The 24349-nt window shown below is 42.8% G+C and carries 19 protein-coding genes and 1 tRNA gene; 8 read left to right on the top strand and 12 right to left on the bottom strand.

The window, feature by feature from the left end:
* Positions 1-151: 151 nt before the first annotated feature.
* Complete coding sequence (locus N483_RS17380) at positions 152-2947, bottom strand: methyl-accepting chemotaxis protein (protein WP_063383365.1); 2796 nt, start codon at positions 2945-2947, stop codon at positions 152-154.
* 546 nt (positions 2948-3493) lie between these two features.
* Here N483_RS17380 and N483_RS17375 point away from each other — a divergent pair.
* Positions 3494-3898 (top strand): hypothetical protein, encoded by a 405-nt coding sequence (locus N483_RS17375; protein WP_023400115.1) that lies wholly within the window; start codon positions 3494-3496, stop codon positions 3896-3898.
* 62 nt (positions 3899-3960) lie between these two features.
* On the opposite strand, the gene N483_RS17370 is transcribed toward N483_RS17375, so the two are convergent.
* Positions 3961-4776, bottom strand: coding sequence for an aminotransferase class IV family protein (locus N483_RS17370; RefSeq protein WP_023400114.1), 816 nt, complete (start codon positions 4774-4776; stop codon positions 3961-3963).
* A 77-nt stretch (positions 4777-4853) separates the two neighbouring features.
* On the opposite strand from N483_RS17370, the gene N483_RS17365 reads away from it, so the two are divergent.
* Complete coding sequence (locus N483_RS17365) at positions 4854-5213, top strand: MerR family transcriptional regulator (RefSeq protein WP_023400113.1); 360 nt, start codon at positions 4854-4856, stop codon at positions 5211-5213.
* Positions 5214-5265: 52 nt separating this feature from the next.
* On the opposite strand, the gene N483_RS17360 is transcribed toward N483_RS17365, so the two are convergent.
* Positions 5266-6138 (bottom strand): LysR family transcriptional regulator, encoded by an 873-nt coding sequence (locus N483_RS17360; protein ID WP_023400112.1) that lies wholly within the window; start codon positions 6136-6138, stop codon positions 5266-5268.
* A gap of 109 nt (positions 6139-6247) precedes the next feature.
* Here N483_RS17360 and N483_RS17355 point away from each other — a divergent pair, with 109 nt between their 5' ends.
* Positions 6248-7306: an NAD(P)/FAD-dependent oxidoreductase gene (locus tag N483_RS17355; protein ID WP_023400111.1), complete on the top strand. Its 1059-nt coding sequence runs from the start codon at positions 6248-6250 to the stop codon at positions 7304-7306.
* 109 nt (positions 7307-7415) lie between these two features.
* Here the strand turns inward: N483_RS17355 and N483_RS17350 are convergent, their stop codons facing one another.
* From N483_RS17350 to N483_RS17315, 8 genes are all read right to left on the bottom strand, one after another.
* On the bottom strand, positions 7416-7835 hold the full coding sequence (locus N483_RS17350) for a GNAT family N-acetyltransferase (protein WP_023400110.1): 420 nt from the start codon (positions 7833-7835) through the stop codon (positions 7416-7418).
* Between the two features lie 328 nt (positions 7836-8163).
* The gene (locus N483_RS17345) at positions 8164-8520 is read right to left on the bottom strand and encodes a ribonuclease E inhibitor RraB (protein WP_023400109.1); all 357 of its coding nucleotides are present in this window, start codon (positions 8518-8520) and stop codon (positions 8164-8166) included.
* Positions 8521-8905: 385 nt separating this feature from the next.
* On the bottom strand, positions 8906-9223 hold the full coding sequence (locus tag N483_RS17340; protein ID WP_023400108.1) for a hypothetical protein: 318 nt from the start codon (positions 9221-9223) through the stop codon (positions 8906-8908).
* A 255-nt stretch (positions 9224-9478) separates the two neighbouring features.
* A complete protein-coding gene (locus N483_RS17335; protein ID WP_023400107.1) occupies positions 9479-10276 on the bottom strand; it encodes a nucleotidyltransferase domain-containing protein in 798 nt (265 codons plus the stop codon).
* Positions 10277-10278: 2 nt separating this feature from the next.
* A complete protein-coding gene (rtcA, locus tag N483_RS17330; protein ID WP_023400106.1) occupies positions 10279-11322 on the bottom strand; it encodes an RNA 3'-terminal phosphate cyclase in 1044 nt (347 codons plus the stop codon).
* 2 nt (positions 11323-11324) lie between these two features.
* Positions 11325-12551 (bottom strand): RtcB family protein, encoded by a 1227-nt coding sequence (locus N483_RS17325; protein WP_023400105.1) that lies wholly within the window; start codon positions 12549-12551, stop codon positions 11325-11327.
* 10 nt (positions 12552-12561) lie between these two features.
* Positions 12562-14166 carry a slipin family protein gene (locus tag N483_RS17320; protein ID WP_023400104.1) on the bottom strand — a complete coding sequence of 535 codons (1605 nt, stop codon included), beginning with the start codon at positions 14164-14166 and terminating at the stop codon, positions 12562-12564.
* Between the two features lie 208 nt (positions 14167-14374).
* Positions 14375-14448: transfer RNA gene (locus N483_RS17315), tRNA-Leu, on the bottom strand.
* Between the two features lie 295 nt (positions 14449-14743).
* On the opposite strand from N483_RS17315, the gene rtcR reads away from it, so the two are divergent.
* Positions 14744-16348, top strand: coding sequence for an RNA repair transcriptional activator RtcR (gene rtcR / locus N483_RS17310; RefSeq protein WP_023400103.1), 1605 nt, complete (start codon positions 14744-14746; stop codon positions 16346-16348).
* Positions 16349-16446: 98 nt separating this feature from the next.
* Positions 16447-17886 carry a metallophosphoesterase gene (locus N483_RS17305; protein ID WP_023400102.1) on the top strand — a complete coding sequence of 480 codons (1440 nt, stop codon included), beginning with the start codon at positions 16447-16449 and terminating at the stop codon, positions 17884-17886.
* Between the two features lie 273 nt (positions 17887-18159).
* Here the strand turns inward: N483_RS17305 and N483_RS17300 are convergent, their stop codons facing one another.
* The gene (locus N483_RS17300) at positions 18160-18678 is read right to left on the bottom strand and encodes a DUF6702 family protein (protein ID WP_023400101.1); all 519 of its coding nucleotides are present in this window, start codon (positions 18676-18678) and stop codon (positions 18160-18162) included.
* Positions 18679-19181: 503 nt separating this feature from the next.
* Between N483_RS17300 and N483_RS17295 the strand changes: the two genes are divergently transcribed.
* The 3 genes from N483_RS17295 to N483_RS17285 are packed head-to-tail and all read left to right on the top strand — an operon-like array spanning position 19182 to position 24344.
* On the top strand, positions 19182-19418 hold the full coding sequence (locus N483_RS17295; RefSeq protein WP_023400100.1) for a hypothetical protein: 237 nt from the start codon (positions 19182-19184) through the stop codon (positions 19416-19418).
* Positions 19419-19473: 55 nt separating this feature from the next.
* Positions 19474-20694, top strand: coding sequence for an exonuclease SbcCD subunit D (locus N483_RS17290; RefSeq protein ID WP_023400099.1), 1221 nt, complete (start codon positions 19474-19476; stop codon positions 20692-20694).
* Positions 20691-24344: an AAA family ATPase gene (locus N483_RS17285; RefSeq protein ID WP_023400098.1), complete on the top strand. Its 3654-nt coding sequence runs from the start codon at positions 20691-20693 to the stop codon at positions 24342-24344. Before N483_RS17290 ends, N483_RS17285 begins: the two co-directional genes overlap by 4 nt.
* The last annotated feature ends 5 nt before the right edge of the window (positions 24345-24349 follow it).

Genomic DNA, 24349 nt, shown 5'->3' with positions numbered 1-24349 from the left:
TACTTGTGATTTTCATAGGTGGTAGCCCAATGCTCCAGTGTGGCTTTTAACTGAAATGGGCGTGAGTGTTTTATTTAAAACCACCGCTTGTTAAGTATTGATTTAAAAATACATTATTACCTAACAAGCTGTTGTGGTTTTCATTCGTGTTTCAATTCCCTACACCAAGCCGCAACATTCCTACAGCCTCTGGCGCGGGTAGCAGTTCCTGCTGAGTCGTCGCCTGTGTTTTAAAGCTAGCGACTTGTTGTAACAAGTTTTGAGCTTGCTGCCTCATAACTTGGCTTGAATGCGTGGATTGTTCGACTAAATGCATATTTTTCTGCGTTTCGTTATCCATTTGCGCAATCGTAGATGACACTGCAGCGACGCCCTCTGATTGCTCTTGACTGGCCTCGGTTATTTCAGTGATCATCACATTTACCTCTTTAACCACTTGGATCAGTTGCTCAAAAGTATCCCCTGATGCCGATACCAGCTGGCTACCTTTAGATACAGCTTGAGAGCTATCTTGTATTAGGCCTTTAATTTCCTTAGCTGCGGATGCGCTGCGCTGTGCGAGATTACGGACTTCACTGGCGACCACCGCAAACCCTCTACCTGCTTCTCCTGCTCTGGCCGCTTCGACAGAGGCATTGAGTGCTAATAGGTTGGTTTGAAAAGCTATCTCATCAATAACCCCGATGATATCTGAGATGCTTTTACTGCACGCTTCAATTTCATTCATCGCGGCAACTGCATCTGAAACGGTACTACCGCCCTGCTGGGCTTTGACCATTACTTCATCTGCGTGATCAGACACATCTTTGGCGCTTTTGGCATTTTGCTGTACGGTCACGGTTAGCTCTTCCATGGTGGAAGCTGTTTCTTCGATGCTTGCGCCTTGATTTTCAGTGCGTTTGTTTAATTCTTCATTACTATTGGCAATACTCTGTGCGCCTTGGTACACGCTGTTTGATGCTTCTGTGATTTCTTGCACCATGCTATTTAAATTATTCATGAGGGCGTTCATAGCGTCTTTTAAGATATTAAACTCAGTGCCTAAATCATCGTCTATGGTATGCATTAACTCACCCTCAGCAAGTGCCATGATGGCGTGTTTGATACTCGAAATCGCGCGCTTTCTAGCTGTGATATCCGTCGCGTACTTCACCACCTTAAAGGGGTTGCCTTCGGCATCAAAAATGGGGTTATAGGATGCTTGGATCCAAATTGCCTGGCCATGTTTATCAATACGCTTGTACTCGCCACTATCAAATTGTCCAAGGCGTAGGCGCTGCCAAAAATCTTGATACTCTTGACTGCGTGCATACTCGGCCTCGGCAAAAATTTTGTGATGCTTACCCTTTATCTCAGCCAAGGTATACCCAGTCGTAGCAAGAAAATTCTCGTTGGCATCAAGGATAGTGCCATCTAAATTGAATTCAATCACGGCTTGTGACTTGTGAATAGCCGCCAGTTGCCCGGCAAAGTCGGCGCTTTGTAACTTTTGAACTGTGATATCCGTCGCAAACTTAACAACTTTGAAGGGCTTGCCATTGGAATCAAATATGGGGTTGTAAGTCGCCTGTATCCAGATTTTTTTGCCATTTTTACCAACTCTTTGGTACTCACCTGAGTCAAATTTTCCTTGGTTGAGTTGTTGCCAAAACTGTTTATATGCCTGACTGTTGGCGTAATCTGGATCAGCAAACATGCTATGGTGTCGGCCTTGAATTTCATCCAATGTGTAGCCAGTCGTTTTTAAGAAATTTTCGTTGGCATTGATGATGGTGCCGTCCATGTTAAATTCGATCACTGCCTGTGATTTGCCTATGGCTTGTAACTGTCCTTCATAGTTGGCGGCCTGAAGCTTTTGCTCCGTGATATCTGTCGCGTATTTAACTACTTTAAATGGTCGGCCGTTTAAATCGAGTATGGGGTTATAAGATGCCTGAATCCAAATTTCTTTGCCGTGCTTAGCTTTGCGCAAGTATTCCCCTGCGGAGTATTGCCCGGCGTTTAATTCAGCCCAAAAATTCGCATATTCGGCACTTGCAGCATACTCTGGATCAGCAAACATACTGTGATGTCGACCTTTTATTTCATCTAGCGTATATCCCATGGCCGATAAAAAGTTTTCATTGGCATAGATGATAGTGCCATCCATATTGAATTCGATAACAGCTTGGGACTTTCTGATGGCTTCAAGTTGACCTTGATAATCCGCCGCTTGCAATTTAGTTTGTGTTATATCTGAAGCGTACTTTACTACTTTGTACGGGCGACCATTTACATCAAAAATGGGATTGTAGGATGCATGGATCCAAACCTCCCTTCCGCCTTTGGCGAGTCTTTTATATTCTCCCGTACTAAATTGGCCCTGATTCAGCGCTTGCCAAAATAACTGATACTCTTCACTTTTGGCGTATTCAGGCTCTGCAAACATGCTGTGGTGTTGGCCGACTACTTCTGACAGTGTGTATCCCATTGCTTGTAGGAAGTTGTCATTGGCATGAACGATTGTACCGTCCATATTAAACTCGATGACTGCCTGTGATTTACCGATGGCCTCAATTTGGCCTAAATGTTCAGTGTTAGCACGTTTATAGTCAGTCACATTGTGCAGCAGTAATAGCGTGAGTTTACTGTGAGTTTGCTGATCAAATGTGCTGTGCATAGATGCGCGAAACCAAAATACGGAATTGTGTTGATATCGGACTTGAAGCTCTTGGTCTGGCTGAGCTATGTGGTTATCTAAATCAAGCTTTGTCTTTATAAGTCGGCTGTAATGTTGACCGATTAAATCGGCTTGTTTACAGCCAAGTTCTGCCAAAAAATGCGCACTGACTTGCGTAATTTTCCCCTCGTCATTGAGTTCTAATACAGATTGTTTTTCAAAAAAGACGTTAAGTTTGGCTTCTAAAGATTGTAATTTTTGACGCTCTGTCCTTGATGAAAATAACATAGTCCACCTAGTTGATAATCGTTACTATTAGTCAGAAATATAGTAGAAAAATGTATAAGTGCCACTTGAGTGTATGTTCGATAAAGGAAAAACGGACGCGTTTGTTAAAGAGCGTGTGATGACAAGGGGAAGAGTTATGTGTGGAGCAAAAAAAAAGCGCGCCAGAGGCGCGCCAAAAGTCTTTTTAAGACAGGGAAATCAACATGTTAAATAACTGCATTAGACATATCTACTTAAAGTCGAAGGTGTGTATATGCGCTTACTCAACAGGGAAAAGTATATCTATAGCTGCTGTTGCAATCTTGACTTAGGGTGCAAATGGCTGTGCAAGCTTGTTACTCTTTGTAAAAGAGTTTTCGTATTGCACTATTTTGAGTACAAAAATAAATCGAAGCTGAACCAAACAAGTATGTGGCATAGAAAAAGTGCCAACCGGAAAGTCTAAAAGTTCATCGATATAATGTGTATTGTCTAGCCTCTAAGGGTAAATTAAATCAGGTAACGGAGAAAAGAAGGTAACCGGGTTTGCAAAGCCAAGGAGTTGAAATGAAGTCTCTTCCTATAATTGTGGTGGTTGTTTTATCTGGGTGTGTTCACACGAACTATACGCAGTTGAGTCTTGCCCAGCGGTTGGTAGGCACTTGGTATTATTCTGATCGTGGTACAAATCACCATGATAGAAAATCATGTCTGTTTAAAGAGTCAGGAAAGGTTGAATGCGATGTTGAGGAAGGCAATTTTTTTGCAAACGGATTTGGCGAAGCGCACTTTCACAAAACAACAGGTAGTTGGCACATATACAAAACTCAGTTAACAGTGATAGAGGCGCCCACCTATTCACCAAATAATGTACATACTTGGAAAATGAAGGTCGACAAGTTGACCCAAAATCAAATGATATTGTTGAATGAACAAGCGTATCGAGAAGTGTGGCAAAAAGTGACAGACTAACTGCTCAGGTACTAGGTGATGCAAAACGGTACATAGTAGTACCGCATTAACCTCATAAATATTTAAACATCTTTTGCCGTTTCAGCTTCATAGGCACGGTGTAGCAGATTCTTGAGTGTATCCGATTGCTCAAACGATTCACTGTCAATGCCCTTTACACTCACTGCGGGTGTCCATGAATTCATAACAACCGCCCCTGTGAATGAACTGAGCTCATCGAGTGTTAATTGCGTGGTGCGTTGTGGCATATTTAGCTTGGTCAATTGACGTTGTAACATACTCATCATAGTACCTTTTAACATTGCGGCGCTTGGCCAAATAACGTGATTGCCATCCCAAAAAGCAACATTCCAAATTGTCCCCTCGCTTATGCGACCTTGCTTATCAATAAACAAAGCATCATCAAATCCGAGCGATTTAGCTTTATGCAGGTAGTAAGTTTTGCCAATTTCCCCCACATGTTTTATTTCTGGTAAATGTCGTTCGTGCGGGATAGTTGTGAGCCTTAAAGGGCCTTGAGGCCCATTTGATGGCGCACTGGTGCTGACCAGTACACTGGGATAAGTATTCATACTACGAGTAGTAAATTCACCGTGGGTAGAGTAAAGAGTCACGGTCAGCGAACAATCATCTGAGGAATTTGTAATTGCTTCACGAATGTAAGATAGAAGTTGTGCGTCATTCAATGATTTACCAAAAATAGTCCGTGAAGCTAGGCGCAATCGTTCTAAGTGTAAATCCACCCCTTTAACCTTGCCATTTCGTACTTGCATGGCACTGAAGTGTGCAAAGCCTGCAAATGCTAATGGGTTAGTTTCTGAGTTGGGCTGACGTCGGCCGTTGATAAAAACTTGTTGTACAACATCTTGATTTTTCATACTTTACTTCCGTTGAATTTGCTTTTGGAAGGCAATAATATAAACCCTCACAGTGCTGTTAGAGTCAAGAGCCCGATATGAAAATTGGTGAATTATCCAAACTAACCGGCGTGAGCATACGAATGCTGCGCTACTATGAAGAGCAAGGGCTTTTAAAGCCACGGCGGTCCGCTTCTGGATACCGTGATTTTGATCAACGAGAAGTGCAAATATTAGAGAGAGTTAAGTTATTGAGTTCTGCAGGCATGACCTTGAGCACCATTCAAGTATTTTTGCCGTGTGTGCGCGGGGAGCGGCCTATTATTGAGCCTTGTGATGAGTTGAGAGTACTCCTAAACACCCAGTTGCGAGAAGTGGATGAAAAAGCCGCTCAGCTGGCTCACAGCAGACTTGTGCTCACAGGTTTCTTACAAGAAATAGAAGCAGGTGACGAATAACAATTCCCGCGGTTAATTGCCTTTGAGAGTCTCTTCAACCTGTCGCTGTAACTTAGGCTTCAGCGAAGGGGGAAGCGCACTTCAACATATCTATAAACTTTCGTACTTTAGGTATATGAATAATGTCACGGTGAACTAATACCCAGCTGTTAACTTGCCAGCTTTCGCCGATTGCGAGTTCATGGAGTAGATTGTTATTTTGCACGGCTTGTTTGGTTGCGATGGAGATCCCGCACCCTGCCTGGAGTGCATGGTCCAGTACTTGATACGAGTTGCTGGTGGTGACAATATTACTGGTTGGAATGTGGGTATGGATCCACTCATTCCATGGCAAGTGCGCGATGCGTTCTGAGTTGGCTAGAAACTGATGCTGGGATACATTATCAAGCGTTGGTAGACCATGTTTTTCGATATACGTTTGGTGTGCACACAGAATTACGTCAATCTGCTGAAATGGAATGACAATATTGTCGAGGGTTTGTGGTTTTTCTCCCATTCGGATCGCCAGATCCGCTTCCCCGTACTCTAGGTCATATTTGCGAATATCACCGAGGATCTCAAAGCGCACATTCGGATATCGAGCTTGGAATTGTCGGATCACAGGAAAAAGTAAAACAGACAGTTCACTGACACAGGTGATCTTAAGGACGCCTTCCATCAGTGCACTTGAGTTGGTTGTTTTATCAACAAATTGCTTAAACTGCACATCGGTGATTTCTCCTAAACGCATTACCTCCAACCCCGCCTCGGTGGGAATATAGCCTTTGTCATTACGTTGGAATAACTTTACGCCAATGTGCGTTTCTAAGGCGTCAATGTGGCGCATCACCGTCGAGCGATGTATGCCTAGATCTTCAGCCGTGGCACTGAGCGTTCTCAATTTTGCTAATCGATACGCTGTTTTAAATTCGGTCCATTTATCCATAATCAGTATTGCGTTGCAAATATGCACATAAGGGTATTTTAATTACGCATTAAAAACAAATTTGCAACGGTATATGCTGTCGATCGTCAAGTGAGTGGAGAGAGTGAATATGAAAACCCAAGTGTTGATCATAGGCGGAGGCTTTGGTGGCGTCACGACAGCGCAAAAGTTACAAAAAAGTGGGATCAAAACAACATTAATCGATAGAAAAGATTACTTTGAGGTGACCTATGCTGTGTTAAGAGATGTGGTTGATCCAAATAAAACGAAGGGGTTAGCACGCAGATATTATCGGGATATTTTAGCGGGAGGTTTTGTGCAAAGCACAGTACAAGTGCTGCGCGATAATAGCGCTTTACTTGAAAACGGCGAGATCATTAATTTCGAACAAGTAGTGATTGCAACAGGCTCCAGATATCCAACACTGCCTCTGGCAAAATCCATAGATGCGTCTACCTTACGCGATAGAGAAGATGAACTAAAGCGCCATTATGACAAGCTCAAAAGTGCATCAGAGGTTTTAATCATGGGTGGCGGTGTGGTCGGAGTCGAACTTGCTGGTGAAATTGCATATGCGATTGAAGGCGTCAATGTGACATTGGTGCACAAAGGTCATGCTGTACTCGATGGCTTTAGTGAAAAAGCACAACGTAAAGCCCACCAGCAATTGGCCAAGTTAGGTGTGCACATAAAATTGGAGAGTAACTATCAACAAAGCGGGAATAGCTATAAAGATGAGCACAGTGGACATGAAATAACCCCGGATGTCGTTTACATGGCCACGGGTACTAAACCAAACAACGCATTTTTACAGCCGCATTTTAAGCATCTGCTTAATGATAAAGGGCTTGTTGTTGTCAACGAGCGATTAGAAGTAGTTGGACAAGACAATTTTTATGCACTCGGTGATATTGCCGAGGTCGGAGAAGCAAAGCTTGGTTACCTTGCCGTAGAGCAAGGCAAATATTTGGCAAAGGTCATAGCGAACAAGCGCCAAAGGCAACCGAACAAAGCATACAAACGCAATGCTTTTATGGCCCTAGTTCCGACTGGACAAAAAACGGGGGTAGTCCAGTTGCCGGTATTTACTTCAACATGTAAGCACCTAGTCAATTTAAAGCAAAAAGATTTGTTTATTGGCAAAACTTATAAAGAGTTTATGAAATAGCTAACGCTTTTTCATTTTGGAGGCTGTTGTTCAGCCCCAATGCTCTTTTTTAAATTGTACAGCTACGTCACTCAACTTGTGATTGTCTCCTGAAATTGACAGGTCCATGTCATACAAACTTACACATACCTAATCCGAGTTTTGTGCCATCGCGAGAGGTAAAGCCAAACTTTTCGTAAAATGTCTCCTTACCTTGGGCTGCCAGCAAACCAATCGTTGCACCAGATTGGCAGTTTTCATCCAGATAAGCACCGATTAGCCCCATGATTTGAGACCCTAGCCCAATGTTTTGATGTTCGGGGTGAACAATGATGTCTTGAATGTAGAAGTACATGGAGCCATCACCGATAACGCGGCCCGTGCCAATTAGTTTGTCGTCACGATACGCAGAAACCCAAAATAATGACGCTTGCATACTGTTTGCTAGGGTGCTCAACTGCGGATTAGACCAACCAATCAATACCCTGATCGCTGCGAATTCTTCGACCGTCGGCGCTTGCTGTTTTAAAACAATGTTAGAGGTAGTCATTTTACTCCTTTAATGGCGATGTTTGAGCAGAGGTAAATACCGTGGAGCTAGATACAGGGGAATTCACACCCACGTTAACTTAGATACTTTTTGTACAACCGGCTCTTTTTGGGTTCAAGTTTTATAGATAAAGTGTCGTCAGGAGAATGTAGTACACCATGTTTAGGTCAGAACGCCGGTAATTTAATAGTGGGAAAGCATTCATGGAAAGACAGTTAGTTATTTATTGACTTGGGTAAGAAAAAGTAGCTACAGGAATTACAATGCACCAACCTATCCTGATATGTTTACATGCGATGATAAGTCAGTGCAACTAGGAGCCTCTTTGTCAGCTACAAGGACTACAAACAGCCCATGAATTACAAACACCATCCAAAGGTTCGACGAGGCGGCTTAGCCTCGTTTGCTCTTGGCCGACAAATTCGTGAGTGACGATATTTTTAGTCGTAAATAGTACATATCCGGGCGCGTCACCGTCAGCAATTGATTCTTGATCTGAGTCTAGAAAGCTTGCTCTCGGTAATTTTTCAGTGATTTCTTGCTGTTGTTTATCAGTGAGAGGCCAGTTTTTAAATTCAATGTAAAACTCAATATTGTGAGTTTTATCGAAGTCAAAATCCCTGTCTTCTAATATGCGCAACACGTCGCCATCAGCATCGGCCGGCCAAGTATTTCTTTCGCTCATGGTATCTTTTCTTTCTATCAAATAGAGTTGGTTAATGTTAGTCGTATTTCGAGTCGATAAATTTACTGCTTTTACTCAATTAATTGAAAGCCTATACACTATTGGACTGGAATGTCTGCTGGTGTGACTTTTAGACTATTCGACGTGGATAAAAAGATGAGTTGGTAGGTTGGTATTGCTTGGCGTTATTTAATACGTAAGGTAGCGTGCAGCTTCCTTGCAGCTTCCTTACAGCTTCCTTGCAGCTTCCTTGCAGCTTCCTTATAGCTTCCTTGCAGCTTCCTTATAGCTTCCTTGCAGCTTTCTTTCAGCTTCCTTGCAACTTCCTTACAACTTCCTTACAACTTCCTTGCAGCTTCCTTGCAGCTTCCTTGCTATCTTAATGTTAGTTTAATGAAACACTACCTAAACTTAGATAACCAAGAGCGCAGCTGTTATAGCTGACATTAACCGGTTTACCTGCCATGTATGCCGCCAATAACATTGAAACGCGTGTTTGATACTCATCAGCGGATTTGAACTCTAAAAAAAAGCCATTGTTGTATGTGCACTGGACACTATTATCTGTGTTTGTGAAGCTTTTTAGCTGAACATAAACACCATTACTTTGTGCTTTAATTGTGTGGATCTCTTTGAGTCCTGACCAAGCTGCACTTGCATTAAACGATAGTGCTAAAAAGGCAAATAGTGCTATTTTTTTCATTTCTGCCACTCATTTTGTTGTGTTTATTTTAATAAATAGGGGTGAAGCTCTTCCGTGAGTCCCTATTTTAAATGCAAATGTATCGTGTCGGTAGGTTTAATGCGTGCTGAACTTAATTTAATGAATTTTATTATATTTCAATGGGCTACACCAAGTAGAAGATGTGACCTCCTATTGGCGAATTGCGGTTGAAAGTGGAAATACAGTGCAGAGTGTTGGGTAGCGTATTACTTACCCAACGTGCAGTTTAATCAATTATATACTGTCTAACATTTGCAAAAAGGCCTTATCCAGTGCTGCTGTGTTTTGGTCCACATCAGACTTATTGAATTGATAGTTAAAATGATTGAGTTCAGCTTCAATAAACCGATTAAGTGTCGGAATTTGCGGCCCTAGTGCTTTTTCTGTCGCGTGCAGTTTTTCTACTACCAGTTTCTGGATCTCGTCGAACAAGACACTGTCATCAATAACAGCTGCCACCAAGGCTTCAAACTCAATGGGGGGTGGGCTTTTAAAGCGTTCTATCCACCTTGCTGCACATAGTGCACGCATTACATAGAGATACTTTTTACGCGGAACATATTCATTTTTCAAATAACCTCGATAGTTGTTTTTAGCCATATTGAAATAATGGTACAACCCCCGCTCTGCTTTATAGTATTGTTTAAAAAGTGCCATCACCTGTGTTTGAAAGTGGTTATGGTTGATATAAACAATGGGTGATTGAAGCCATTCACCAATCGCTGGGTTGGAGACGCGCAGTAGTTTTAGTGCTTTTCTTAAATCCCAGCCATTGATATCGATATCATCGACAATGGGGTATTCAATCACATCTCTTTGGTCTTCTAGCATCACTGACAAATACCAATCTTTGGGATGGGCATAGATAAAGCGTACATCATAGTCACTATTTGAAGACGCAAACCCCCAAGCACGGCTACCAGACTCAATAGCGTAAAGGACCTTTACGTTATGCTCTTGTTCGGTGTTTTTGATGCGTGTCATTATGTCATGGCGTATCTCGGGTGCGATACTATTTACTGGTACGTTCATAGCTAATCCAAATAAACTTTCCAAAGCTTGTCGTTAAGTTGTTGTGTTTTGATACAGGTTCCCGTTATTTGGCTGATCACATCAATATTGGTTGTGGTGTGGCTACTTAGCTGCGTAGTGGTAAAGCTGCCTTTTCCAGCCAGTACCATGGGCAGAAGTAATTGATCTGCCAAGTGCTCTTCAATTGCGGCGCCTGAGTTCAAATAAGCTTTTAAGGCAGTGACGGTTCTCCCTGCTACTTTTTCTGCACTTAGGCCAAGTTCACCCATTTGTTCGAACATGGCTACTTGATTTTGGTGGCCAACACTTAAGTGAAAGCTATTGCCTTGCCCGTGTGCCGCGCAATTTAATATCTCTGTAAAGGGCGCATTCCAACCCAGTCGCTTTTTCGCTTCTTCGATCTCTCTTTTTGCGACAGAGTTTTTTACCCCGGCAACAATGGACATCGCTTTACAGTGACTTTGCTGCTGTTCTAATTCTGCACCGGATTGCTCAAACAAACAGGGGGACAATGTATCTGTAGGGTTGATATCTATTTGCCAACAGCCGCCACCAGCTGGGAAAAATCCCAACTTGGTGGTCTTTACTTGGCAAGCTACGCCCATAGTTTGCAATGCTGGTAAAAATGACTGCTCAAAAAAGGTCAAAGAAGGAGACATGCCATTGTGTGTACCGCCATGCAGTTTTACGCTTGATGCCTTTCCTGCCAGTACTAAGGGGAGTAATATGGTTTGGCATACCAGCACGGTACTGCCCGCTGTGCCAATTTTGAATTCGTACTCGCCCGGTTCGACTGCATTTGGTGTAAATTTAATACATTGCGAATTTAGTTCTGCGCCTTCCACAGCCGCACTGCTGATCTGTTTTGCAGCAAGTACACAGGTCAAATGCTGTCGCATCAGTCCTGGCTTTTTACGACCAGCACGAATGTTACGAATTTCGATGGGCTGATTGTGTAGCATAGATAAGCTCAGTGCCGTTCTTAAAACTTGTCCGCCACCTTCGCCTTTTGAACCGTCTATGATTATTGTTTTTTTATGAGTCATTATTAACCTTTTACACATACTACTTGTTTTAATGTGCACACGACCTCTACCAAATCTTGTTGTGCAGCCATTACTTTGTCTATATCTTTATAAGCGTGAGGGATCTCGTCGATGACCGCTTGGTCTTTGCGGCATTCTACGCCTTTTGTTGCCGCTACGTGATCCGCGATGTTATAGGTCTTTTTAGCCTTGGTACGTGACATAACACGCCCTGCTCCATGGCTGCAACTATTGAAGCTATCTGGATTACCAAGCCCCCTAACTATGTAAGAGCGTGCACCCATATTGCCAGGGATGATCCCCATTTCACCTCTTTTTGCGCGTAAAGCCCCTTTACGGGTGACATAACATTGTTTTCCAAAATGCTCCTCGCGGGAAATGTAATTGTGGTGGCAGTTAACTGCAACATCTATGGTCTCAAATGGGATTGGCAGTTCTTCGCGTAATGCTTTTAGAGCGTTAAACATCATTATCTCGCGGTTTTTGGCTGCGAAATCTTGGGCCCATTCTACGGCTTCAACGTAATCATCAAAATAGGCACTCCCCTCTTTTAAGTAAGCAAGATCCAAATCTGGCAAATGTTGTTGATGACGTTGCATTTCTTTTTTTGCGAGTTCAATAAAGTAGGTGCCAATACGATTGCCAACGCCACGGCTGCCGGAATGTAGCATGACCCAAACATATTGATGCTCATCTATACAGAGCTCTAAAAAGTGATTACCTGTGCCCATGGTGCCCAAGTGGTTAACATGGTTGCTTTTAGCAATTGCTGGATGCTTATCACAAATTCTGTCGAATCGTGTTTCCAACGTTTGCCATTCTTTCGCCACCAGTTTGGGAATATTTCCCCATGCACCTTTGTCTCGCTTACCGCGATTGGCTGTGCGACCATGAGGCACTGCGGCTTCAAACGCGCTACGTATCGACTTGAGGTTGTCGGGTAGGTCGCTGGCTTTTAAGGTTGTTCTCGTTGCGACCATACCGCAACCGATATCAACACCGACAGCTGCGGGGATCACTGCATCAACTGAGGGGATAACACTGCCTATGGTTGCTCCTTTTCCTAAGTGGACGTCAGGCATAACGGCAATATGACTATGTACAATGTCCATAGCTGCAATATTTTCTAGTTGTTGTTGTGCTGCTGGTTCAAATGGCACGCCTTTTGTCCACGCTTTAATCGGGTAACTATTGTCGTTCTGTATTACTTCGTATTGTTCTTTACACATTGTTTTTCCCTTATTGGTGGCTTAGTTTCACAGCGTTATTCATCAGTCCGTCCAGCCCACCATAGACAGTTAGACTATCTATTTTGTCTGCGATCTTCTCTAATGCTTCGAGCTCTTTTAGGCGCATTAGTGTGGGGTTGTTCTCCATCACTTTTGCTGTGTTGTGTAAACTTCGGGTCGCTGCAGTTTCTTCGCGTCGTTTAATAACATTGGCTTCGGCCGCTTTTTGTGCTTCTACTACTTGGTTTAATATCGATTTCATCTCACCGGGTAAGATGATGTCCTTCATGCCCACATTAATTAGCTTGACGCCTAAGGCCTGTAGCTGAGTTCCAACAATGTCTCTTAGGGTTTCGTTTATGTATAATTTGTCGAGTAACAAGTCATCTAGGTTTTGCGTACCTACCGCTTCTCTCAATGCCAACTGTAAAATGTTGTAGGTGAACGACATAATGTCCTCAGTACTTTGTGAAGCGATAACCGCATCTGTGACTTGCACACTCGCAGTGAGATTTATTCGTAGACTCACCCTGTCTTTGCTTAAGATCTCCTGACCAGATACTTCAAGCATTTGAGCACGACAGTCGAATACTTTTAGATCAATGTCTCGATTAAATCGCCACATACCATAGTGGCCCGGTGGCAGCTTTCTGACTAGTACATTGTCTACATATAACAACCCGATATGCTCACTTTCAATTGACACATCGACAATAGGGTTACAGCTCACTGCTGTCTCGCTCTTAAAGAGTTTTGCAGCGCAATTGAGACCTAATCTATTTATGTTTGCCAATGTAGCTGCATCGACATACATGTTTTCGCTTATATCCACTCTTTCCAAATGGATATCACCAGCGTCTTTCCATAAATACAGGTGTTCACCAGGAGGGACGATGCCTTTTAAAACCTGATTTACATACAGCAGCCCTACTTCCTGTGGCCCAATAACTTGATGTGACATACTCTGAATTGCTTTATTTTTATCATATATATCCGCCCCGTCACGCGCTGTTATTGTGCGACAGTCAAAGGTTTTAAATTCATAGTCGCGATTAAATTGCCATACACCATAGTGGCCAGCTGGCAGTTCTTTCACAAGTTGATTATCAGCAAACAAAAAACCGACGTGGTCGCGTTTTACAGTCATCTCGTAAATAGGCTTACAGGCGCTGTTTTTAGCGCTTTTAATAAGTTTAGAGGCGAGGTTCAGCCCTGCTTTTTCAATGAGTTTTAATGTCCTGTCTTCGACGTAAAATTGCGTAGTGAGATCAATTTTCTCTAACCGAATATCTCCCGCATCTTTCCAAAAATATAAATCTTCACCAGGTGCAACGACCCCTTTTAGGGTGTCATTTAAATACAGCAGGCCAACTTCTTGTTCTGTGAGTTTAAAGTGACTTATATGTGATTGCAGTGCTGGGTGTGTGTGGTACAAACGCACAGCATCAGGTGCTGTAAAGTAAAGCGTGTCGATATTGAAAGTAACAAACTCTAGCTCGTTGTTAAAGTCCCAAAAACGGTGCTTACCGGGTGTAAGTACGCGGTCAAAAAGTTTGTTCTTGTATACTAGTACGCGTTTCGCCTCAGCGACAATTTGTTGTTTTATAAATTTCATGTTTTTAATCCTTATATTGCAATTGTAGCGGCCTGCTAGCTATGACCTAATTGGCTTGATAACTGCGTCTTTGGGGAGCATCCTGCTTGCCAACGACGGGAGTTACCTTGCGAGTTTTGCCTGAGTGTTAGCGGCGGCTACGTGCAAAGTTTTGAGCTTTACAGCCCAGTAAATTCGTATCAATCAAAGATGATTTGTATTTTATTTATGGTGATTAGAGCGGGACTCGAACCCGCAACAAACGAAAGCTATGTTCGCGGCTCTACCATTGAGCTATCTATCAAAAATGGGGAGTCGAACCCCGCACCTAAGTGCTTTCCATATTGAGTAGTTAATATCGGAATACGTGCTTACAGCGTAAGTCGTACCGTGGTGTTATTTAGAAACACGTTATCAAGCTACAGCCTAGATATATCAAATGGTGTGCCAAGCATATTAAAAACGTGCTTATTTTGTTTTAAGTATATGATTTTGAATGTTTAAATTTTTGTTTTTTAAATTTTTAACTTGAAGGGGTCTTGCGCTTATTTTGTTTTAATGTTTCTATTTAGATATTAATTTATCTATTTGGATATAAATGTTGAAGGAAGTAGTAGCGGTAAGTTTGCTTGGGACCCAGTTAGATTTCGTCGGTAAGCGGGTGGATAGGTGGCAGCGCTGGCGGCCCAATATCTCGTTGGTTAGTCAAGAAGATCTCATTATCAATAAGCTGTATCTATTACATGGTGAGCGGAGCTTTCGACTCGCCAACAATGTTGCTGTTGATATTGAGACCGTATCGCCTGAAACATCGGTACAACTGGTTGAAGCTAACTTTGAAGATCCTTGGGATTTTGGGGAGGTATATGCCAAGCTCTATGACTTTTGCCAGACCATCGAATTTGATCTAGATAATCGAGAGTATTTGTTTCACATTACTACCGGTACACATGTTGCTCAAATATGCAGCTATTTATTGACTGAAAGCCGCCATTTTCCCGGACGATTAGTACAAACGTCCCCTGATCCTAATAGTGACAATAAATCAGTTGGCCAGGTTCATACAATTGATTTGGACTTGTCGAAGTATGATCAATTGGCTCAGCGTTTTGATATTGAACATCAGCAAGGGGAAAGCTTTCTCAAAGGGGGAATAGAGACAAAAAACCCTGCCTTTAATCGCCTTATTACCCAAATTGAAAAAGTGGCTATTCGTTCTAGTGCTCCTATTTTATTGACCGGTCCCACAGGTGCCGGGAAAAGCCAATTGGCAGCAAGAATTTACCAACTAAAAAAGCAGCGCAATACATTGCAGGGGGATTTGGTCGTGGTGAATTGTGCGACGCTTAAGGGTGAGAACGCCATGGCAGCTTTATTTGGTCATACCAAGGGGGCATTTACTGGCGCTCAGCAAGCACGAGAAGGTTTTTTAATGGCAGCAGATAATGGCCTACTCTTTCTTGACGAGGTTGGTGAGTTAGGGCTGGAAGAGCAAGCTATGCTATTGCGGGCAATTGAAAATAAGCAATTTCATCCTGTTGGTAGCGATAGAGAAGTGAGTAGTCAATTTCAGTTAATAGCGGGCACTAACCGGGATTTAAAAGCAAATGTAGAAAGCGGTTCTTTTCGAGAAGATTTATTGGCAAGGATAAATTTATGGACATACCAGCTACCAGCATTGAAAGACCGTCGTGAAGATATTGATGCAAATATTGACTTTGAGCTAGACAAATATAGTCAAGAGCAAGGGCGTCGAGTTAGATTTAACAAAGAAGCGCGTATGGCGTATTTAAACTTTGCCCACAGTGAGCGCGCAACATGGCAAGGTAATTTTAGAGATCTAGGATCATCGATGATCCGTCTTGCAACACTCGCTGACGGTTCAAGGATCAGTAAAGATGATGTGGATGAAGAAATCAGTCGATTACAAAGAGATTGGCAATTGACCAACGCTACTCTGCATGGATCTTGCTTAATTCATATTATGAACGATGGACAAATTGCCAGTTTAGATGCGTTTGACCGTCAGCAGTTAGAATATGTAGTCACCGTTTGTTTGCAAAGCCCGAGTATGGCAGCGGCAGGACGTGTGTTATTTGATGTGAGCAGAACTCAAAAATCTACGGCGAATGATTCCAGTCGATTGCAAAAGTACTTGGCAAAGTTTGGCATTAAGTGGCGAGATATTGCAGCAGCAAAGTAGCACATAGCTTGTGTAGGTAAACATCTGTAATACCCATTTACAGAGCTTTTACTACACTAAACAAGGAATTAGTGACGCAAATTAGAAGGAAAACGAACATGCGAGTCGTAAGTATATTATGTGGGCTGTTGATACTGGCCAGCTGTAGTAGTCCAAAGCCCCTTAAAAAAGCGGAAGTGATCACGGCGTACTCAATGCTTGCGCCGAGTAGCCAAGGTGACACCCTGATTTATATTAGGGCCATCATTCCGGGTATTCACACGAAACATCAGGTTTGTCCAGTTTTGGAAAGTGAAAGTGGTGAGCGAAGTCAAATGCGCATTCGTGGATTGCATCCAGGTGATAATTTTCCTGTCACTGTGTGCGAAGCTACCGCGAAGGCGGACATTGCCTACCAGGTGGGGGGCACAGAGCTGAAGTTTGATGCAATAACCTTAAACCCCAAGCATATTCAAGTGTATGGAGATTCGGGGTGTAAAGCACATGTGTGCAATGGTAATGGACCCGCAGAGCCGTTTAAAACTTTGATAACTGAAGGTGCAAAACGTGACGTTGATCTCATTTTGCATATGGGGGATTACAACTATCGAGGTACTAGTGGCAGCATCAGTAAAGGCGTCTATGCCTACGATGCTGGAGATGGCGGATATGGTGGGAAAACCTGCGGCTTAGAAGAAACCTACTATAGCCAAAATGCTCAGGGAAGCCCGAAACCGGATACTTGGCGTGCTTGGCGTGCAGACTTTTTTAGCGCAGCTGAGGCTATTTTGACTAAAGCGCCTTGGGTGTTCGCTAGAGGAAACCATGAACTTTGTAGTCGTGCTGGTTTAGGCTGGTTCTACTTTTTCGGTCCTGGTTCAGAATTGAAAGAAGGCATTGCACAACGCGCTTGTCCTGCACAAGGGAGCTTTTCTCAACCTCTAAACTCCGCAATATCGGCGATAACTATGATAGACCCCTACATGCTTAAACTTGATAAACACAATATTTGGGTTCAGGATTCGGCGAATGCTTGTGACGACAGGTTTTCAAATGCGCTTACAGCTCAGTATCAAAGCCAATATGAATCTCTGCAAAAATTTGCCAGCAAATATCCAAATAAACCTATTTGGACAGTGACGCATAGGCCGCTTTGGGGCGTAAACAATGTTGCAACGGACAATACGTTGAATATTATGTTGCAGCGAGCGTTAGCTGATACGCCATTGGGGCGTTTACCAGAGCAAGTTGCGCTTGCGCTGTCTGGTCATATGCATATCTATCAATCTTTGAGCTTTGACAAACAATATAAACGTCCACCGCAAATTGTGGTTGGAAACAGTGGTGTGAGCCTGAGTGAGGAATTGCCTTATACGAGCTTTGAAGCTGTCGTTGATGGGCTTGAAGCAAACGGAAATGAGCAGGCTAAATTTGGCTTTTTAGAGCTTGAACTGGACCGGTACTCTGGTTGGTATGGACGCTTTTTTGACCAACAAGGCGAAGCGTTTTTACGTTGTGATTCCCAGTTTGCCGCACGTGACGAGCAAGTATGTCAGTGAGTGGGCATCAATTGAGTTGAGAGAGTAAATGTTTGATGTGGTAAATTGTCTATGAGTAATTGAGCCAAGCAGCCACATCTTCATCCTTTTTGACAAGTGAGAACATCCTGCAGAATTGCCTTGAATTGAGGCATATTATTGCTAAATTGTGATTTATTAAGAACGTTCTAATATTTAGGTAAGAAACGTATTGTATTGACTGGCACTGAAATTGAAGTTGATGTGCTTTTAGGTACTTAAGTGCATGGCATAGCTCATTGCATTTAATCAGTTTTATTTTTTATTATCTTTTTTACTCTCAAATTGCACGGTTAACCAATTGTCGTTTTTATCAAAATACATCGTCTTTACGGCCCCCATACCTCTAAAGTTAACTAAGTTTATTTGCTGCGGCCAAATATCTCTTAGAACGCCGTGGCGCATTTGTAAGCCTTTCAATGGGATACTTTTGGTGTATTGTGCATCCTGATACACCCACAAGTATTTGTTATCTACTTCATATGTGGGCTTGGACAGGGCCAACGCTTGTCCACTTAATCGCCTAAGCGACGTTTGTGTATACACATAATCAATGAATTGCTGTTGTATTTTTTTGTCTTGATAGATGCTCTTTGAGTCATTAAACAAATGAACAACAGCATGCTCTAAATCATGCAAATGAAATCGATACTCAATTTTTATGTGTCCACTGTCGGGCAATACTTTTGCCGTTGCTAGGGAAACTTTTAACTTGTGTGCTTGACTTGGCATAGCCCAAATCAAGCTGAGCCCGGCAAAAAGCCAAGTTCTCATAAATCTAACTCCTTAACTCGCAAGTGATAGTGTTCACTCACTTACATATAGTCTACTTTATTTTGCAATTGTTTAAGAGGATTATTGTGATTTTTTGTCGATTCTAGCAAGTGGTTTGTCGACTTTTTGACCTCTTTAATGTGTTGAGATAATATCACATTTTTACTTTGAGTTGGGTTAACTTCATAATCTTCATCATATTTAGTGATAAATGTAATAAATTGTATGGGTGGACCTTAGGTTCAGAAATTGTTCAGCTCTTTCTTTTAGGCTAGATGAGTAGTTGAGAGTGATGAGAAAATGACAATTTTTATTGTATGCCAAGTGTTCATTTTTCATATTTATTGTCTCTATTTTGAAAAAAAATTTAAAAACCACAGATTTACTGTTGATATTTGGCATTATTTATCATTAAAATCGCGCTCTTCCTTATTTTGGGTAAAACTGGCGTTAGTTTTGCTCATTGATTAATACCCGTTTATAGAAAAAATGTGGTGAGCGGTATGGACTTTTACATACTAAAAAAACAAGAGAAGTTAGTAGCGATACCTGCTGACGAACAAAATTGTAAAGCGTATATTGAAAACGGCTATTGTTATGTAGACAAGGTGGCTGCGTGTAATGAGCGAGCAGCCATAAAACGATTAGAAGCAAAACAAAGCAAGCTTTATAGAGCACCAATGTTACTATTATTGGCGTTGCCACTATTAATTTTTGCTTGGTGGCGATTGAGCTATTAATAATTAGCCCCAAGCAATGTTATATTAGCGTTCCTAATTAGGAAAGGAACGCTGTATGAAGGTTGTACACACATCAGACTGGCACCTCGGTCAACAATTTTTCGAACATAATAGATATGAAGAACATCAGGCTTTTTTAGACTGGCTTGTTCAAGAGCTAGTGCAAGTCGACGCTGATCTATTGATAGTCAGCGGTGATATTTATCATACAGCAACCCCCCCAGCATCTGCCGAGCAGCAGTTGTATGCGTTTATTAAACAAGCCAAATTGTGCTTACCTCATCTGCATATTGTGATCATTGCCGGCAATCACGACTCCGCAAATCGTATTGAGACTGCCAAACCTTTGTTACAGCAATTTGATACCCATGTGGTTGGTCGATTTGACAAGGATCAACCGCAGGATGTAGTTAAGTTAGTTGAAACACGCGATGGCTTAGTCAATATAGTTGCCATGCCATTTCTACGCAGTGCTGATATGGCACAGACTGACAGTGAAGACAATGGTTATGCACGTGCTGTAAAACAAGCCTACGACTCAGCCTATGCACAGCTTGATGATGTAACCATACCTGTGATTGCAATGGGGCACTTACATGCCAAAGGTGGCGATATTTCCTCTGATTCTGAGCGTAACATAACCATAGGTGGATTTGATTCTATTCACGCGGATGTATTTGGCGAGACGCCTGATTATGTTGCATTGGGTCACTTGCACAAAGCTCAAAAAGTCGCCAATGATGAGGCAATTCGCTATAGCGGTACCCCTTTCCCCATGTCTTTTGCGGAGCGACATTACAAACACCAAGTCGTTTTGATTGAGTTTAGTGGCAAACAAATAAGCAGCATTACTTCTCGGTATGTGCCAAGGCATAAACAAGTGATCCTATTACCTGAAAAAGGAGGGGCAACGCTAGATGAGCTGTGCGATGCGCTCCATAGCTTAGAGTTGCCGCAAGATAGTGAAATACCAAGACCATATTTGCGATTGCGTTTAAACGCGAATGAAACGGACAGCCAGTTTCGTTTCAAGATTGAGCAGGCTCTTGCGGATAAACGCGTACACTTTTGTGGCATTGAACGCGTTTCAAATTCAGCGGAAGGTGACACAGAGCTATTATTTGAAGATTTAAGTAAGGTGAATGAGCTTGCACCATTGACCTTATTAGAGCTGGCTTATAAAGAACAGATCGATGGGGAAGCACCGCTCCCTGTCGAGTTAAAAACATGTTTAGAAACGGTGTTAGTGGCAATCAGTGAGCAAGAGGGATCATGAAAATACTGACAATACAGGTAAAAAACCTTGCTTCATTACCTGAAGCTTCTATTGATTTTACAGCGCCACCACTTAAAGACACCGGGCTATTTGCCATTACCGGAGAGACTGGTGCCGGGAAAAGTACCTTGTTGGATGCTATTTGCTTGGCATTTTACGGTAAAACTGCGCGCTTAAAGTCTGATTCCAAGAATAAAGTGTCATTTAACGGGGACGAAATAAAACTCAGCGATCCAAGACACTTATTACGCCGAGGAACCGTGTCGGGGTTTGCTCAAGTGGGTTTTGTCGGTCAAGATGCAGAGCAATATATAGCGCGTTGGCAAGTCGCTCGGGCACGCAATAAAGTCGATGGCCGAATAAAAGAAGCCGAGTTGATTTTGTTAGATGCAACGGGCGATCAAGTATTAGCACAAAAATCTGCCGCCAAGCAAAAGTTGTTGCAATTAATTGGCTTGAGTTTTGAGCAGTTTACACGCGCGGTGCTGTTGGCGCAGCATGATTTTGCAGCATTTTTAAAGGCCAACGCCGATGAACGAGCACAATTGTTAGAGTGTCTCACCGCGACTGAGCAGTTTAGTCGAGTGGGAAAAACTATTTTTGAATTTCACAAACAAAAGTCTGAAGCGCTGTCTTTGTTTAAGCAAAAGTTAGGTGATATAGAATTACTCAGTGACGATGAGCTTCAGCAAAAGCAATTACAGCTAAGCGAGTTCAAAGAAAAACAAAGTCAGCTACAGCAAGAGGCAAAAAGCCTTGAACAGCATTTAGCTTGGTATGTGACCAAGGCAAAACTAGAACAGCAATTAAGCCTGTTAAATAACACACTGCTTGAACAAGAAACCACGCTTTCTCAGCACAGTGAATCGTTTCAGCGGGCGCACTTGGCACAGTTAACCCAACAGGTTTCTGATAACCGTGCACAAGCGGTGCAATTGACAACGAGCATTCAACGCATGCAGGCCGACATCGCATCTTTGACAGCGGTGGATACACAAAGCGAAATTAATGCGCAGAATGCACTGCTTGATGTGTGTACTGACAAGCTTTCGCAGGCACAAGCGCTGTGGCAGAAGCACCTGCCAGATATCGCCAAGGTGGCTGAATATGATCAAACCTATAATGAGCATATTAAACTCGCAGCACAGTTTCGCACACAAGTTACGCAACAAGGTGCGTTAGAGCATCAATATGTAAATGAGTTGAACGGGCTGCGAACACAATTGATGGCGCTTGAAAGTGAACAATCCTTGGTTGAGCGTTCAATTACGCAGTCTCCAAAAATGGCTTCATTGGCAGCATCTTGGCCTGAAACTCACGAAGTTTTACAGCAGGCGCTTCGCGCTCACAATGATTTAAAAGCGATAAAAAATGAGAAGTGCACACTTGAAGCCAAGTGCCGAGATGCAAACCAAGCGGTTAAGCAATCACAACCTCAATGTGCTGAGCTAGAAAATCAAGTTGAGGGAATGCAGGCTGAAGTCAACCAATTGCAACATCGTCTGAATGAGTTAGATTATGAAAAGTTACAATTCCATAAATCTCAACTGATTAAGGCTCAGCAAGCATTTGCACAGCAAACGGAGCTCAACAATGACTCACTCCAATTGCAGGCTCAGATTGATGGGTTGCGCCATCAACAACACAGTGCAGATGCGCAGCGCAAAGATGCTGAGCACCAAGATGAACTTACTCGGCAACAGCTGATGTTAACTCAAGACAATTTACATCAAGTGAAGTTACGTGCCAGTGATAATATCAGTGCGCTGCGGAGTCAGCTGGAGCACGGAAAAGAGTGTATGGTCTGCGGTGCCACGGAGCATCCCTACCGAGTCGATCATATTGATAGTCACTGGCAGCAATTGATCCGTGACTTTGAAGGACAGTTTCAAGCAGCAGAGCAAGCCCGGCAGCAAACACAAGCTCGTTACCATGATGTTGTTTCTCAGCTAGAGCAAGTTAATGGTCAGCTTCAAGCTGCGCTGCAACAAAAGGCGCAATTAGCGCAAAAGCAGCAAGTTAATCAAACTTTGTTAAGCGAACTTCCTGAGTCGCTGAGAGATTTTAGTAGCCATGCAGAGCAACTGCAGGACATAGACCAAAACCTGTCTTTATATAGCGAGCTAAGCAAAGTACAGCAACAAAAATGGCAAGTGTTGCAGAGCAGTTCACAGCAGTTGCAAACTCAGCGCGAAGCCTTAACGCAACATCAACAACAACTCCAGGCGTTTGAGCAATCACACTCGACATTAAAGCAGCGAGAGGCCGAACTGATTGATTTGAGTTCGCAATTAGCCGAACGTGTTGCGCAGGTATATGACCATACTGATTGGTTGGCTCAGTTTAAAGAGGCACCTGCTGAAGCAATCAGAGTTCTGTCTGAACAAGTCTGTGCGTTTATTGAACTACAAGATAAGGCCGCGCAAATTGTTAAGTCAATAGAACAATGCGCGCCACAACTGACCACAACGCAAACGTTACTGGACAAAGTAACAACTCAATTGCAAGGCTTAAATACCGAGATCACCAAACATCAACAACAGGCTGAAGCTGCGCGAAGTAGTAGAAGTCAATTATTGACTCTGGAAGTGACATCGGAACAGTGGCGTCAGCAATTACAAGATGGTATTACACAGGCACAGCAACAAGTTCAGGCACAAAAAGACAAGTTAAGTGCGATGAGCAAGCGACATGATGAGCAGGCACTGCGTGTAAAGCACTTACAGCAACAGTGCGAAGAGTATCAAGTCGAACTTGAAAAAAATCAGGCCCGCTTTGATGAGTGGCTTAAAGAGACGCAAAATCAATATCCGTTATTGGATATTGCATTGGTTGATGAGTTGCTTGGGTGGCAGTCATCACAATGGCAAGCGTTACTAAAGCAATCTCAGCAATTAGAACAACAACGAAATGGCACTCGTTCCCAATTAGATCACGTAAAACAAAACTTGAGTGAGCATGCTGAGCAAGCACAACCTAATCTAGCAGAAGTTGATTTGACCGCCGCCGTAGAGAAACTAAATGGTCAGCAATCTGAGTTGCAATCCCATATTGTGACTGTTTCTGTTGCTTTACAAACACACCAAGACAACATCGATAAATTGCAGGCGCAACAAAGTACTTTAAATCAAATGCAGAATGAGTATGAGCACTGGCATTTACTTAACCGCTTGCTCGGTGATGCAACAGGTAAGACAATGCGTAACTTAGCGCAAACCCAAACTCTGAAAATACTATTACATTATGCAAATCACCATTTATCTAGCCTATCACGTCGCTATCGCCTCACCGTAATTGGTCAATCACTTGAAATAGCGATTATTGACCGAGATATGGCTGATGAGCAACGCAGTGTGAACACATTGTCAGGTGGTGAATCATTTTTGGTGTCTTTGGCTTTGGCACTGGGCCTAGCTTCGCTGTCCTCTAATCAAGTGCAAATTAACTCTTTGTTTATCGATGAAGGGTTTGGCACGCTTGATCCGGAAACTCTCAGCGTCGCTTTGGATGCATTAGATGCGTTGCAATCTCAAGGACGAAAAGTGGGTGTGATATCCCATGTTGCACAAATGACTGAGCGTGTTGCTACACAAATTCGAATTAAGAAACAATCGGGCGGATATTCAACCGTCAGCACTAAGGAAAGTTAAAGGGG

This window comes from Pseudoalteromonas luteoviolacea NCIMB 1944, from assembly GCF_001625565.1.
In the GTDB taxonomy this organism is placed as follows: Bacteria; Pseudomonadota; Gammaproteobacteria; order Enterobacterales; family Alteromonadaceae; genus Pseudoalteromonas; species Pseudoalteromonas luteoviolacea_F.
Note: the sequence above shows the minus strand (reverse complement) of the source record. Positions and strands in the feature narration are given on the sequence as shown.

What these genes read in the sequence shown, in the direction of transcription:
- N483_RS17380 (WP_063383365.1), bottom strand. Translation starts at nt 2,947, where the DNA reads ATGTTATTTTCATCAAGGACAGAGCGTCAAAAATTACAATCTTTAGAA.
- N483_RS17375 (WP_023400115.1), top strand. Translation starts at nt 3,494, where the DNA reads ATGAAGTCTCTTCCTATAATTGTGGTGGTTGTTTTATCTGGGTGTGTT.
- N483_RS17370 (WP_023400114.1), bottom strand. Translation starts at nt 4,776, where the DNA reads ATGAAAAATCAAGATGTTGTACAACAAGTTTTTATCAACGGCCGACGT.
- N483_RS17365 (WP_023400113.1), top strand. Translation starts at nt 4,854, where the DNA reads ATGAAAATTGGTGAATTATCCAAACTAACCGGCGTGAGCATACGAATG.
- N483_RS17360 (WP_023400112.1), bottom strand. Translation starts at nt 6,138, where the DNA reads ATGGATAAATGGACCGAATTTAAAACAGCGTATCGATTAGCAAAATTG.
- N483_RS17355 (WP_023400111.1), top strand. Translation starts at nt 6,248, where the DNA reads ATGAAAACCCAAGTGTTGATCATAGGCGGAGGCTTTGGTGGCGTCACG.
- N483_RS17350 (WP_023400110.1), bottom strand. Translation starts at nt 7,835, where the DNA reads ATGACTACCTCTAACATTGTTTTAAAACAGCAAGCGCCGACGGTCGAA.
- N483_RS17345 (WP_023400109.1), bottom strand. Translation starts at nt 8,520, where the DNA reads ATGAGCGAAAGAAATACTTGGCCGGCCGATGCTGATGGCGACGTGTTG.
- N483_RS17340 (WP_023400108.1), bottom strand. Translation starts at nt 9,223, where the DNA reads ATGAAAAAAATAGCACTATTTGCCTTTTTAGCACTATCGTTTAATGCA.
- N483_RS17335 (WP_023400107.1), bottom strand. Translation starts at nt 10,276, where the DNA reads ATGAACGTACCAGTAAATAGTATCGCACCCGAGATACGCCATGACATA.
- rtcA (WP_023400106.1), bottom strand. Translation starts at nt 11,322, where the DNA reads ATGACTCATAAAAAAACAATAATCATAGACGGTTCAAAAGGCGAAGGT.
- N483_RS17325 (WP_023400105.1), bottom strand. Translation starts at nt 12,551, where the DNA reads ATGTGTAAAGAACAATACGAAGTAATACAGAACGACAATAGTTACCCG.
- N483_RS17320 (WP_023400104.1), bottom strand. Translation starts at nt 14,166, where the DNA reads ATGAAATTTATAAAACAACAAATTGTCGCTGAGGCGAAACGCGTACTA.
- rtcR (WP_023400103.1), top strand. Translation starts at nt 14,744, where the DNA reads ATGTTGAAGGAAGTAGTAGCGGTAAGTTTGCTTGGGACCCAGTTAGAT.
- N483_RS17305 (WP_023400102.1), top strand. Translation starts at nt 16,447, where the DNA reads ATGCGAGTCGTAAGTATATTATGTGGGCTGTTGATACTGGCCAGCTGT.
- N483_RS17300 (WP_023400101.1), bottom strand. Translation starts at nt 18,678, where the DNA reads ATGAGAACTTGGCTTTTTGCCGGGCTCAGCTTGATTTGGGCTATGCCA.
- N483_RS17295 (WP_023400100.1), top strand. Translation starts at nt 19,182, where the DNA reads ATGGACTTTTACATACTAAAAAAACAAGAGAAGTTAGTAGCGATACCT.
- N483_RS17290 (WP_023400099.1), top strand. Translation starts at nt 19,474, where the DNA reads ATGAAGGTTGTACACACATCAGACTGGCACCTCGGTCAACAATTTTTC.
- N483_RS17285 (WP_023400098.1), top strand. Translation starts at nt 20,691, where the DNA reads ATGAAAATACTGACAATACAGGTAAAAAACCTTGCTTCATTACCTGAA.